Annotated in this window: 10 protein-coding genes; 8 read left to right on the top strand and 2 right to left on the bottom strand. The window is 60.1% G+C overall.

Going from position 1 to position 13,373, the window contains the following annotated elements; all coding sequences use genetic code 11:
• From ABYM29_RS05940 to ABYM29_RS05915, 6 genes are all read left to right on the top strand, one after another.
• Window positions 1-786 (top strand): acyl-CoA dehydrogenase family protein (locus tag ABYM29_RS05940; protein WP_372863353.1); only part of this gene is annotated, 786 nt, incomplete at its 5' end.
• Window positions 787-805: 19 nt separating this feature from the next.
• Window positions 806-2,419, top strand: a complete 1,614-nt coding sequence (locus tag ABYM29_RS05935; protein ID WP_372863352.1) for an acyl-CoA carboxylase subunit beta — start codon at window positions 806-808, stop codon at window positions 2,417-2,419.
• Between the two features lie 19 nt (window positions 2,420-2,438).
• Window positions 2,439-3,248 (top strand): enoyl-CoA hydratase/isomerase family protein, encoded by an 810-nt coding sequence (locus tag ABYM29_RS05930; RefSeq protein ID WP_372863349.1) that lies wholly within the window; start codon window positions 2,439-2,441, stop codon window positions 3,246-3,248.
• A gap of 18 nt (window positions 3,249-3,266) precedes the next feature.
• Window positions 3,267-5,237 (top strand): acetyl-CoA carboxylase biotin carboxylase subunit, encoded by a 1,971-nt coding sequence (locus ABYM29_RS05925; protein ID WP_372863348.1) that lies wholly within the window; start codon window positions 3,267-3,269, stop codon window positions 5,235-5,237.
• Window positions 5,237-7,015 carry an acyclic terpene utilization AtuA family protein gene (locus ABYM29_RS05920; protein WP_372863345.1) on the top strand — a complete coding sequence of 593 codons (1,779 nt, stop codon included), beginning with the start codon at window positions 5,237-5,239 and terminating at the stop codon, window positions 7,013-7,015. Before ABYM29_RS05925 ends, ABYM29_RS05920 begins: the two co-directional genes overlap by 1 nt.
• Before the next feature lie 79 nt (window positions 7,016-7,094).
• On the top strand, window positions 7,095-7,925 hold the full coding sequence (locus tag ABYM29_RS05915; protein ID WP_372863343.1) for a helix-turn-helix domain-containing protein: 831 nt from the start codon (window positions 7,095-7,097) through the stop codon (window positions 7,923-7,925).
• A 124-nt stretch (window positions 7,926-8,049) separates the two neighbouring features.
• Here ABYM29_RS05915 and ABYM29_RS05910 read toward each other — a convergent pair whose 3' ends face one another.
• Window positions 8,050-10,038, bottom strand: a complete 1,989-nt coding sequence (locus tag ABYM29_RS05910) for an SDR family oxidoreductase (protein WP_372863341.1) — start codon at window positions 10,036-10,038, stop codon at window positions 8,050-8,052.
• A 114-nt stretch (window positions 10,039-10,152) separates the two neighbouring features.
• Window positions 10,153-11,571, bottom strand: coding sequence for a wax ester/triacylglycerol synthase family O-acyltransferase (locus tag ABYM29_RS05905; RefSeq protein WP_372863338.1), 1,419 nt, complete (start codon window positions 11,569-11,571; stop codon window positions 10,153-10,155).
• 277 nt (window positions 11,572-11,848) lie between these two features.
• Between ABYM29_RS05905 and ABYM29_RS05900 the strand changes: the two genes are divergently transcribed.
• On the top strand, window positions 11,849-12,694 hold the full coding sequence (locus tag ABYM29_RS05900; protein WP_372863336.1) for a redoxin domain-containing protein: 846 nt from the start codon (window positions 11,849-11,851) through the stop codon (window positions 12,692-12,694).
• A complete protein-coding gene (locus tag ABYM29_RS05895; protein ID WP_372863333.1) occupies window positions 12,691-13,368 on the top strand; it encodes an NUDIX domain-containing protein in 678 nt (225 codons plus the stop codon). Before ABYM29_RS05900 ends, ABYM29_RS05895 begins: the two co-directional genes overlap by 4 nt.
• Window positions 13,369-13,373 lie beyond the last annotated feature (5 nt).

Here is a 13,373-nt window from a genome sequence, read left to right as displayed (position 1 = left end):
GAGCCCCACGCCGGCTCGGATGTGGCGGCGATAAAAACCAGCGCGCGCAAAGACGGCGACGACTATGTGATTAACGGCACCAAGATGTGGATTACCAATTCCACCCAGGCCGACTACCTCTGCCTGCTGGCCAATACCAGTGACGATAAGCCGCACAGCAATAAATCGCTGATTATCGTCCCCACCAAGACCCCCGGCGTATCGTTTTCGCCGCGGCTAAACAAACTGGGTATGCGTTCCTCGGATACTGCGCAGGTATTTTTTGACGATGTGCGGGTGCCGCAACGCTACCGCATCGGCGAGGAAGGTCAGGGCTTTATTTACCAGATGTTGCAGTTTCAGGAAGAGCGCCTGTATGCCGCCGCCGGGCAAATTAAGGGCATGGAGTCCTGTATTGAGCAGACCATTGACTACGCCCGCGAGCGGGAAATTTTTGGCCAGCCGCTGCTGAACAATCAGGTGGTGCACTTTCGCATGGCCGAACTGCAGTGCGAAGTCGAGGCGCTGCGCGCCTTGGTATACAGCGCAGTGGAGGAATATATCAACGGTGGCGACGTCACCATGAAAGCGTCGATGGCCAAGCTCAAGGCGGGGCGTCTGGCACGGGAAGTGACCGACTCCTGTCTGCAGTACTGGGGAGGCATGGGCTTTATGTGGGACAACCCCATCGCCCGCGCCTACCGCGATACCCGCCTGACCTCCATTGGTGGCGGCGCCGATGAAGTGATGCTGGGCATTATCTGTAAATTGATGGGCACCCACCCCGGTCGCAACAAGTCATCGTGAACACAGCAAGGAAACAACCATGGCGACACTAGAATCGCAGATCGACAGCCGATCCCCCAGCTTTCAGCGCAACGCCGACGTTATGCGCGAGGCGATTGCCGAGTTTCGCGGCATTGAACAGCGGGTGATTGCCGCCGCAGAGCAGAAAGTGCCGCGCTATCGCGAGCGCGGTTTACTGCCGCCCCGCGAGCGCCTCAGCAGCCTCCTCGACGCCGGCTCGCCCTACCTGGAACTGTCGACGCTGTGCGGCTATATGCAGGAAGAAGACCGCGACGGCAGCGCCGCCGGCGGCAGTTGCATCGCCGGCATTGGCTATGTTGGCGGGGTGCGCTGCATGGTGATGGTCGACGATTACCTGACCAAGGGCGGCAGTATCACCCCGCTGGGCAGCGCCAAACGCCAGCGGATGATGCGCATCGCCATCGACAACAAGCTGCCGGTGCTCACCCTGGCGCAAAGCGGCGGCGGCAACTTGAAGTTGCTGGGGGATTTTTTTGGCCCCTCGGGCTCGGGCTTTGCGGTGCAGGCCAAACTGTCGGCCATGGGGATTCCGCAAATCACCGTGGTACACGGCAGTGCCACGGCGGGCGGCGCCTACCAGCCGGGCTTGTCCGACTACGTGATCATGATTCGCCGCCAGTCGACGGTCTACCTTGCCGGCCCGGCGCTGCTCAAGGCGGCGACTGGCGAGGTGGCCAGTGACGAGGAAATTGGCGGCGCGGAAATGCACGCCGAGGTCGCCGGCACCGCCGACTATCTGGCGGAAAATGACGCCGACGGTATCCGCATCGCCCGCGAGGTGACGGCCAAACTGGACTGGAACAAGGCGCAGCCCGGCCATCGTCAGGCGGAGTTCCAGCCGCCGCGCTACGACGCGGAAGAGCTGCTGGGCATCGTGCCGGAGGACCCGAAAACGCCCTACGATGTCCGCGAAATTATCGCCCGCATTGCCGATGCCTCGGACTTTCTCGAATTTAAGCCCGACTTCGATATCGGCACTATCTGCGGTCACGCCGCGATTGAAGGCATTGCCTGCGGGGTGATTGGCAACAACGGCCCGATCACTGCCAAGGGCGCGGCCAAGGCCGGTCAGTTTATCCAGCTCTGCGAGCAGTCCCAAACGCCACTGGTGTTTTTACATAACACCACCGGTTTCATCGTCGGCACCGAGGCCGAGCAGGGCGGTATTATCAAACACGGCTCCAAATTGATTCAGGCGGTGACCAACGCCAGCGTGCCGCGCATCAGCATTGTGGTGGGCGGCTCCTACGGCGCGGGCAATTATGCCATGTGCGGTCGCGGCATGGAGCCGCGCTTTATGTTTGCCTGGCCGCGCAGCGTGGTGTCGGTGATGGGGCCCGCCCAGGCGGGCAGCGTGATGCGTCAGGTTGCCGAGGCGAAGATGCGCCGCGCCGGTCAGGTAAGCGAGGAAATGCTCGACGCGCTGGAAAAAGACACCGTGGACACCATGGCGGCGAAATCCCACGCCCTGGCCAACACCGCGCGGATGTGGGACGACGGCATTATCGACCCGCGCGATACCCGCAGTGTTTTGGCCTTTGTGCTGAGTATCTGCCGAGAGGGCGATGCGCGTTCACTCACCGCCAATACCTTTGGTATTGCCCGCCTGTAAGTGCGAAAGGAGACAAGCGATGTTGCCCGAATGTAAGGAACTGTTGCTGGCCCTCGATGAGGGGGTGCTCAACATTACGCTGAATCGCCCGGCAAAACGCAATGCCATGAACAAAGCCTTGGTGTCAGAGCTTATGGCGGTGTTCGACGCCATCGCCGACGACCGCAGCGTGCGCGCGGTGGTGCTGCGCGGCGCCGAGGGGAATTTCTGCGCCGGCGGCGATATCGCCGGGATGAACGACGGCGCTGTGGACGAGCACGGCCAGCCGCTGTCCGCCGAGCAAGCTGCGTGGAATTTTAATCGCAGCTTCGGCCATATGATTACCCAGGTGAATAAGGCGCCGCAGTTAGTTATCACGCTGCTGGAGGGGGCGGTGCTGGGCGGTGGTTTCGGTCTGGCCTGTATTTCGGATGTGGCGATCGCCCGTGCCGACGCCAAATTTGCCATGCCGGAAACAGGGCTGGGCATTATTCCCGCGCAAATCGCCCCCTTCGTGGTGCTGCGGGTCGGACTGACCCAGGCGCGCCGGCTGGCGCTAACCGGCGAGCGCATAGACGGCCGCGAGGCGGCGAAGATAGGCCTGGTGCACTTTGTTGCCGAGGATGCCGAGCAGCTCGACGCGCAGCTGGCCAAAACCACCGCGGCCCTGCGCCGCTGTGCGCCGGAGGCGACGGCCGCGACCAAGGCACTGCTGATGCAGGTTGGCGACATGGAATTGGAATCGCTTCTCGATCACGCCTCCGACCTGTTTTCACAGTCGCTGAATGGTGCCGAGGGGCAGGAAGGAACGCGGGCATTTATCGACAAGCGCAAGCCAAACTGGGTTTAAGTTGGGGAAGCAGCAAGCATGACAAACATTACGAAAATACTGGTCGCCAACCGCGGCGAAATTGCCCTGCGGGTTATTCGCAGCGCCCGCGCCATGGGTTACCGCAGTGTGGCGGTGTTCAGTGAGGCCGACCGCGATGCCCCCCATGTGGCGCAGGCCGATGAGGCGGTGTGCATTGGCCCGGCGGCGGTGTCTGAGTCCTACCTGCGGGTCGAGGCGATTCTCGACGCGGCGGCCAAAACCGGCGCCGATGCCATTCACCCCGGTTACGGATTTTTATCGGAAAACGCCGGTTTTGCCCGCGCCTGTGAAGAGCGCGGTATCGTGTTTATCGGGCCGTCGGCCGAGGCCATTGAATTGATGGGCAGCAAGCGCCTGTCCAAAATTGCCATGCTCGAGGCGGGTGTGCCCTGCGTGCCGGGCTACGAGGGCGCCGAGCAAGGCGATGAGCGCTTGATCAGCGAGGCCAAAACCATCGGCTTTCCACTGATGGTCAAGGCCTCTGCGGGCGGCGGTGGTCGGGGTATGCGCCTGGTTGAGCGCGCAGATGAACTCGCCGAGCAGATTCGCACGGCGCGCTCCGAGGCGCTGTCGGCCTTTGGCAGTGATGAACTGATTCTAGAGAAAGCCGTGCAGCAGCCTCGCCATATTGAAATACAGGTATTTGCCGACAAGCAGGGCAACTGTATCTACCTCGGAGAGCGCGACTGCTCGGTGCAGCGCCGCCACCAGAAAGTGGTGGAGGAGGCGCCGTCGCCCTTTGTCGACGAGGCCCTGCGCCAGCGCATGGGCGAGGCGGCGGTGGCCGCCGCGCAGGCCTGCCAGTATCGCGGCGCCGGCACGGTGGAGTTTCTGGTCGATGCCGAGCGCAATTTTTATTTTCTGGAAATGAACACCCGTCTGCAGGTCGAGCACCCGGTGACCGAGATGATCACCGGCCTGGATCTGGTGGAGTGGCAGCTGCGGGTTGCCAGCGGCGAGCCCCTGCCGCTGCAGCAGAGCGAGGTTGTACTCAATGGGCACGCCGTTGAGGTGCGGCTATATGCCGAGGACCCGCGTGCGCAGTTTATGCCGCAGACCGGGGTGGTCGCGCGTTGGCAAACCCCGCAGCGCGACGGTTTCAGGCTCGACAGCGGCATTGTTGAAGGGCAGTGGGTCAGCCCCCACTACGACCCCATGCTGGCCAAGATGATTTGCTGGGCGCCGAGTCGCGAGGAGGCCCTGCGGCGCTTGGCATCGGCCGTGCAGGACAGCGTGCTGCTCGGCGTCAACAACAACAAGCTGTTTCTACAGAATGTGCTGCGCCACCCGCAGTTTATTGCCGGTCAGGCGACCACCGCGTTTATCGACCAACACTGCAGTGAGGATGCGAGTTTGGCCGATACCGGCCCCGCGCTGAGCTGCCTGGCGCGGGCGGCACTGCTCTACTTCCAAAAGGGGGTGGCCCAGGCTGACAGCGGTTTTGCGTGGCGTCGCAGTGCCCCGCAGAGTTATGTGTTCAGTTTGGCCTGTGGGGGCCGGCGCTACACCGTCAATCTACAAGCCGAAGGCGAGCGGCGCTGGGTGAGCGTGGCGGGTGAGCAGCTGGAGTTAGGTCTGCTCAGCGCCGATGGCCAATACTGTGTGGTGGATGAGCAGGGTGTGATCCGGCGCTTTAGTTACGCCTTCGACGGCGACCGCCTGTATCTGGACGATGGCAGCGGCCACTACGCCTTTGACGACCTCAGTCATGCCCCCGCCGAGGTGGCCGGCGCCGCTGGCAGCGGTCAGGTGAAGGCGTCGATGGACGGCGCGATTGTCGAGGTGCTGGTCGGCGTCGGTGAGGCGGTGACCAAAGGCCAAACGCTGGTGGTGTTGGAGGCGATGAAAATGGAGCACCCTCTCAAAGCCGGCGTGGACGGTGTGGTGAGCAGTATTAGCTGCGAGCGCGGCATGCAGGTGAAGGCGCGCCAGTTATTGGCCGAAGTCAGCGCCGCGGAGGAGGTGTGATGGACGAGAAAGTGGTCAGAATCGGTTGTGCGTCGGCGTTTTACGGCGACAGCCAGCTCGCCGCCCGGCAGTTGGTCGACAAGGGCGAGTTGGATTATTTGGTATTCGACTATTTGGCCGAAGTGACGATGGGCATTCTCGCCAAGGCGCGGGCGCGCGATGAGCGCCTGGGATTTGCGGTGGATTTTGTCACGGTGGCGATGCGCGATGTATTGGCCGACTGCGCCGCCAAGGGCATAAAGGTGATCGCCAATGCCGGCGGCGTGAATGTCCCGGCCTGTATGGCGGCCCTGCAAAAGCTGGCGGCGGACAGCGGTTTGTCGCTGAATATCGCCGGTGTCTATGGCGACGACTTGTCGCCTCGCCAAGGCGAGTTGGCCGAGCGCGGACTGCCCGAGATGGAGAGCGGCGCGCCGCTGCCGGACAAGCTCGCCAGCATCAATGCCTATCTCGGCGCGAAGCCCATTGCCGAGGCGCTGGCCGCTGGTGCCGATATTGTGGTCACCGGCAGGGTGGTGGACAGCGCGGTGGTGATCGCGCCGCTGATGCACGAGTTTGGCTGGGCCGACAATGATTACGATCGTCTCGCCCAGGCGGCGTTGGCCGGTCACGTATTGGAATGCGGCGCCCAGTGCACCGGCGGCAATTTTACCGACTGGCAGCTGGTGCCGGATTTCTCAACGATGAGCTATCCCATTGCTGAAGTCAGTGGCGATGGCAGCTTTGTGGTGGGCATTGCGCCGGGCACCGGCGGCATGGTGAGCAGTGCCACCGTGGCCGAGCAAATTCTCTATGAGATTGGTGATCCGGCCAATTACCTGTTGCCCGATGTGGCCTGTGATTTTAGCGATGTCCGCTTGCAGGAGCTGGGCGATAATCGCCTGCGGGTCAGCAACGCCCGCGGTCGCGCGCCGGGTGACAGCTACAAGGTCTGTGCGACCTGGGTCGATGGCTATCGATTGATGGGCACAGCGTTTATCGGTGGCCTGCGCGCCCCGGCCAAGGCGCGCGCCAGTCTCAATGCCTGGGTAAGCCGCTGCCAGCAGGTGTTTGTCGAGCGTGGCTGGGGCGATTTTAAGCAGGTGTGTATCGAGATTATCGGCGCCGAAGATACCTATGGCCCCCATGCCCGCAATAGCGGTGTGCGAGAGGTCATGGCCAAGTACGGGCTGCACCACGACAGCCGCGAGGCCCTGATCTTTGCCTCTCATGAGTTCGCCTACCTGGCGACCTCGGCGGCGCCGGGCATGAGCGGCTTCGGTGCGGGCCGGGTGTCGCCCAGTCCCTTAATTCGGGTGCATTCCGCGCTGCTGCCCAAGACCGAGGTGCCGGTGATGGTGCAGCTCAATGAGCAGGTAATCAGTGAGCGCTGCTACCCCGGCGAGTCATCCGCGCCGGCGCCGGGGCGGCGCTATGAGGCTTTCACCACAACAGCCGATGGGGCGTTGCGCAGGGTGACGCTGGAACAATTGGCCTACGCCCGCAGTGGCGATAAAGGCAATTACGCCAATATCGGGGTGATAGCCCGTCGCGCCGACTATCTGCCCTATATCGCCAGCGCGCTGAGCGAGGAGGCCGTGGCCGAGTATTTTGCCCACCTGGTGGCGGGGCGAGTGCAGCGCTTTGATGTGCCCGGTTTTAAGGCCTTCAATTTTTTGATGAGCGAGGCGCTGGGGGGCGGCGGTAGTGCTTCGCTGCGAGTCGATTCCCAGGGCAAGGCGCTGGCGCAGATGCTGCTGTCGATGGAACTCAGTGTGCCTGTCGACTTAGTCGACTGAGGCGCTGGGCGCGGATTGAGGCCGCCGCCCCAGAGGGGTACTATCCAAGCCCACATCGGCATTTGCAGGCGGAATTGTTTTGGTAGTTGCGGCATCGAGTTTTGGGCGATTTCTCAGGTTTTGGCGCGGCGTGCACCGCATCAGCCAGGAGCAGCTGGCCTTTGAGCTCGACAGCTCGCCGCGCCATATCAGTCGCATGGAGAACGGCAGCAGCCGCCCCAGCGAGGCCATGGTGCGCGACATCGGCCGGGTGCTCAAACTCGGTCGCCGCGATCTCAGCCACCTGCTGATCGCTGCGGGTTTTGCCCCCAGTGAAGAGCGGGTGGACTTCGAGTCGCCGGAACTGAAGTGGCTGCGCAATGCGATGATTATGACGCTGAGTGCGCTCGATCCCTACCCGGCGTCGCTGGTTGATCACTCCGCCAATATCCTGATGGTCAATCGCGGTTGGGTGGGCTTCTATGCGCGGCTGATGCCGGCTGGAGAGCTGCGCGAGATGCGCAATTTCTACGACTTTATGTTCAGTTCGCAGTCGGCAGAGAACGCGGTCAGCAATTGGGAAGACACCCTGTCGGCCATTTTGATGTCAATTCAGCAGTCGGCCTTGTTCACTGCCGATGCCGACGTGCAGGCGACACTGGAGCGGCTGTGCCGCTACCCCTCGGTGCCGGCCGATTGGCAACAGCGCGCGGCGGCGGTGGAGCCGATGGCGAGCTTTCGTGTGCAGCTGGCCATCGATGGCGCGATGCGGCGATTTTTCAGTGTCAGTACGGCGGTGGGCGCGCTGGGGCCAACGGCCTTTGCTTCCGAGCCGAGGCTGACCATTACCACGCTTTACCCCGAAGACCGGCAACTGGCGCTGGATGAATTACTCCGCGCCGATCTTCGTCACCCGCTGCTGTTTTATTAAAGCCGATCGCTAAGGGTCTGCGGGGCAGTCGCTGGCCAGATTTCACTTTCCTAAAAATAAAAAGGCCCTGCAGGCGTTGCCTGCAGGGCCTTTGGCAGCGGTTTCTCGATAAGTCGCGCTGGACTTATACGTGAATCCCTTTGAGCACTGCCGCCAGTGCCACCTGCTCGGAAGAGGCTTCGGTTTTGCCGTCCTCGCCCTCGCCCTTGGCCGCAGCGGAGTCCGGGAAGGTGCGGAATACCGTGTTCATAATGATCTCGGTGGCTTTGGGCATCACCGCGTTCAGCACTTGCATGGTAATACCCAGGCCGGTGGCAATTCGCTTGGGACGCTTCACAATCGCTTCGCAGATCATATCTGCCGCTTCTTCTGGCGACAGCGTCGGCACCGCATTGTAGATCGAGGTGGGGCCGATCATCGGTGTGCGCACCAGCGGCATATTGATGGTGGTGAAGGCGATGTTGCGATCGGAAAATTCCGCCGCGGCGCTGCGCGAGAAGGCATCCAGTGCCGACTTTGACGCGGCGTAGGCCGAGAAGCGAGGCGAGGTGCCGACGATCACGGCGATCGACGAAATATTGATAACGTGGCCGGCTTTGCGCTCCAGCATGGAGGGGGCCAGGCCCATGATCAGACGGATCGCGCCAAAGTAATTGAGCTGCATGGTGCGCTCAAAGTCGTGGAAGCGGTCGAAGGTCAGTTCCAGCGAGCGGCGAATTGAGCGACCGGCGTTGTTGACCAGCACGTCGACGTGACCGTGATTTTTCAATAGTGTCGCCACTAATTCGTCACAGGACTCCAGGTTGGAGACATCGCAGGTATAGGCAAAGCTGGTGCCACCCAGGGCGGAAATTTCTTTCTGGGTTTCTTCGAGCTTGTCCAGGCTGCGCGCCACCAGTACCACTTGGGCGCCGGCTTCGGCGAGTTTCAGTGCGCTGGCCTTGCCGATGCCCGATGAGGCACCGGTGATGACAATCACCTTGTCTTCAACATTGCCCCGCAGACTGCGGTCTTTGAACAGGTCGGGGTCGAGGTTGCGCTCCCAGTAGTCCCACAGCTTGTAGGCGTACTCTTCGAGTTCGGGCAGCTCGATGCCGCTACCCTTCAAGGCTTTCTCGGTGGCACGGGCGTCGAAGCGGGTCGGCATATTCATAAACTGCAGACCGTCAGCGGGAATATGGTAGTCCGCCAACACCGCATTGGTCAGGCGTTTGACCGGCGGCATATTTTTAACTAGGCCAGTGATCGACGGCGGGATAAAGGCAAACATCCGCGAGTCGATACGCAGCGCCATTTTGGGGGCGTGGGCGGCCTTGGCAAAAATATTTAGCACTTCGCCGACTTTGTGGGCATTGGGGTTAACCAGGTGGAAGCACTGGCCATCGAGTTTAGGCTTGTGGGACAGGTAGTCCATGGCGTCGGCGACGTAGTCGACCGGCACGATATTCATCTGGCCGCCTTCAATGCCGATGATCGGGCACCACTGCGGTATACGGTAGCGCAGCTTCTGAATCAGTTTGAAGAAGTAGTAGGGGCCGTCGACCTTGTCCATTTCCCCGGTTTTAGAATCGCCCACCACCATTGCCGGGCGATAGATACGGTAGGGAATGCTGCACTCCTTGCGCACCAGCCCCTCGGAGATGTGCTTGGTGCGGAAGTAGGCGTGCTTAAGGCCCTCGGCCTCTTCGAACATATCCTCGCGGAACACGCCCTTGTACAGGCCTGCGGCGGCGATGGAGCTCGCTAGGTGGAAGCAGCCGGCCTCCATGGCCTCGGCAGCGGCGATGGCACTTTTGGTGCCCTGAATGTTGGTGACTTCCTGACTTTCGGCATCGGCCTTCAGGTCGTAGATCGCGGCGAGGTGATAAAAGTGTTTGATCTCACCTTTGAGCTTGGCCATTTCCTTGGCGCTGATGCCCAGTTTGTTTTTCGACAAGTCACCCCATACCGGTACCAGGCGTTCTTTGCTCAGCCCGGTTTTGTCCAGCAGGTCTTGGTATTTTTGTTTGGAACTGCGGCGCACCAGCACATAAATGGTGCCCTTGCGTCGCGCCAAACGTTCAATTAGAAAACGGCCGATAAAACCGGTACCACCGGTAACAAAATAACTCATAGAGCTTCTCCAAGTGTTTTAAAAAATACTCCCCGTACCGCAGTCGCGTGGCTGGCGGCAGTATGGCTTTCGCGAGGAAAGCGCGAGATTTTTTTGCTTTTGTAATGCCGTGGTTTAGCCCACGGCTTTTTTATTTTTTTCTAGCAATGTTGGAGACACCGCATTCTCCAGGTCGGCAAACGCGTCGTGGATATAATCGCTGAGTACTTCCAGTTTGGGAAGTGCCGCGCTGGCGACTAAACCAAATTGCAGGCGCCCATCGTAGCTGTACAAGGTGATATTGAGATGACAGCCGGGCGGCAATGCACTGATTGGGTACATTTCCTCCAGTCTTGCGCCTTTCAAATACAGGGGTTTGACCGGCCCCGGCACATTGGATACCAGGGTGTTGCCCAGTGGCGGCAGCTTGTCGTCAATCTTAAGCAGTTCGGTGAGCTGGGCAATACTGCCGAGCAGTACGGTGTAGGCCATTACCGAGGCTGGTGGTACGCCGTCGACCTGGTAGCGGACATTGCGCAGGGTAAAGCCAATTTCGCGCAGGCGCTCGTAAGGGTCGGTGGTTTTGTTGGCTAATTCCACCAATACAATGCCGATCTTGTTGCCCATGCTGTTGTCGCCCTGGCGTCGCAGGTTGACCGGCATCTGGATGGTGATCGGCTCGTTGATATCGGCCTCGCAGTCCTGCAAATAGCGGTGCAGGGCGCCGTCGATACAGGTTAGGGCGATATGGTTGAGAGTGGAGCGGGTCAGGCTGCGCAGTGCGTTAACGCGTTCCATCGGCACGGCCGCGGTGGCAATTTGGCGGCCGGGGGTGACGTGGCCATTGAGCGGGGTATTGGGATTGGCCTGATAGGGCACGGCCACCGCATTCTTGGTCAGTTTCATCGCCTCTAGCGCCAGCTGCGCGCTGAGCTTAGACAGGCCCAAGGCCGAGCGGAAATAGTCGCTGGAGCGGCCCCCCAGCTTGGCCAGCACCTTCATGATCGACACACTGTCGGCGGCATTTTCCAAGCGGCTTTCCGGAATGACCGACCACATCGGGGTCACTTTGTGGGCGCGTGGTGATTGGCTGAGGCTTTTGGCGAGTATCGACGACATGGTAACGCCGTCGGCATAGGCGTGATGCAGTTTGGTATAGACCGCGAAGCGTTTGTCGTCGATGCCTTCGATAATGTGAATTTCCCACATCGGCCGGTCACGTTCCATTTTGGGACTGTGCAGCTCGCCAATCAGCTCGTAGAGGGATTCGCGAAAATCCCTGCCTTCTAGGCGATGGCTAAAGACATGGTCTTCGATGTTGAAATCGGCGGCGTCTTGCCAGCTGGGGGTGGAGAACGTACTGAATTTGACCACCTGGTTGAATGGCGGGCGAATATCGGCATTGCAGCCGACATATTCGCGCACCGCTTTTTCAACAAAGTCGGGGCCGGCTTTCGGGGGCTTGCGGAACATCATCATGCCGCCGACGTGCTTTGGGCTGGCTTCTGTCTCAGTGAGAAAAAAAGCCAGATCCATAAGGGAGAGCTTTGCCATAGTCGCCAATACTTCCTGTGTTGTCTTAAATGTTTCGACAGGCGAGTTAATACAACTTTATTTAAATCGCTCTGGGCTCGAGTCCAAGATTGAATACCGAAATAGTCTATGTCCTAATGGCCTGTCTCGCTATTGCTGAAAACACAGCAAATCCAAAAGATCGGGTCAATGCTAGGGCTTTACGCTAGCGCAGATTGCCGGCGCTGAACAGGGTGGCTGCCACGATAATTTACGGAAAAGCGGCTATATAGATCACTAACGGCCATAAAGACCACTTATGACTCTAATAAAGGCGCTGGCAAAGCGCTTCTTTGTTTTACCTTATTTACTGCTATGTGTTGCGGCGTCGTTGCACTGTGCCTGGCAAATGTTGTTCGGCAGTGGGTTTAGCCTATCCTGGTTTGGCGCTTGGTTGTCGGTGACGCCGGTGCCGCTGTTTGTGCTCCTGCTTTACAGTGCCGCCTTTCTCCATGTCAGTCGTTTTATCGTTGTCCAGTTGATCGCGGCGTTACTGGGGGCTTTTCTGGTGGTGATAGAAATGCAGCCGCTGCCCACGGTGTACGCTTTGAGCCTTGGCCTGGGCGGGGTGCTGCTCTATGTGTTTTGGTATTCCTACCTGGATCGTGATGACAACCCCTTGTTGGCGGTGGGCCGCCCTCTACCGCTGTTTAAGCTGCGTGGCAGTCTTGGCGAAGTCAGGGCGTCTAGCGAATTTCAGGGACGCAAAACACTGTTGCTGTTTTTTCGCGGCAATTGGTGTCCACTGTGCCGCAGCCAGTTGCACGAGTTTTCTCTGTACTGTCAGAATTTTATTGATTACGGCATGCGGGTGGCGTTGATCAGTAGCCAACCGGTTGCGGCCAGTAAAAAAATACTCGCCGGGCTGCCCGAAGAGGTGGAACTCTACAGTGACCCCTCGCTGGAGGCGGCGCGTGCACTGGATATTATTCATCCCTTTGGTACGCCCTTTGGCGTCGGGCCGGCAGTCAGCGATACGGTGTTGCCAACGCTGTTGTTGGTCGACGAAGCGGGGGTGATTCGCTACGTCGACTTGCCGGAAAATTTCCGTATCGGGCCGCAGCCCAGGCGTTTGCTTGCCGCGTTAGAGGAGCATTGGGTGTGACAGGCGATAGTAATATTCAATTGGCGGCTACGGCGGTGGTGTTGCGCGATACCGGCGGTGGCTTAGAGGTATTGTTACTGCGCCGCCATGAGCAGATGCGCCTCGGTGCCGGCCACTGGGTGTTTCCTGGCGGCTCGGTAGACCCGGAGGATTTTCGCGACGCGGACGGCAATCGTATGCGGGCTTTTCAGTTGGCGGCTATTCGCGAATCCCAGGAGGAGGCCGCGCTGAGATTGGCTGAGGAAGGTTTACAGTTAATGGCCTATTGGACGACGCCGGCTCATATGCGCCGGCGCTATGCGACGGCGTTTTTTCTGTGCGACGGCGCGGGTCAGTCGGTATGCGTTGACGGTGAGGAAATGGACGCCCACCAGTGGGGCAGTCCGGCGGACTTTATTTGTGCCCATCGCGCGGGTGAGCTGGCGCTAATGCCACCAACACTGGTGACCCTAAGTGAGTTGGCACACTGCAGTACGGTCGGGCAGGCGCAGCAGTTTTATGCCGATCGCGATGTTCCGGATATTCATCCGCGCCTGACCGAGCACCACGGTGCCGTGTGTATGCTCTATACCGGTGATGCCGGTTACGATCAGGAAAATCCCGCTGCCGCCGGTGCTCGCAACCGCTGTTATTTGGAAGAGGGGGTGTGGCGCTACGAGTTTCTGGCGCCTTAGCCGGT

Origin of the sequence: Spongiibacter sp., assembly GCF_041602295.1 — a bacterium.
Classification (GTDB): Bacteria; Pseudomonadota; Gammaproteobacteria; order Pseudomonadales; family Spongiibacteraceae; genus Spongiibacter.
This window is presented reverse-complemented; position numbering and strand designations above follow the sequence as displayed.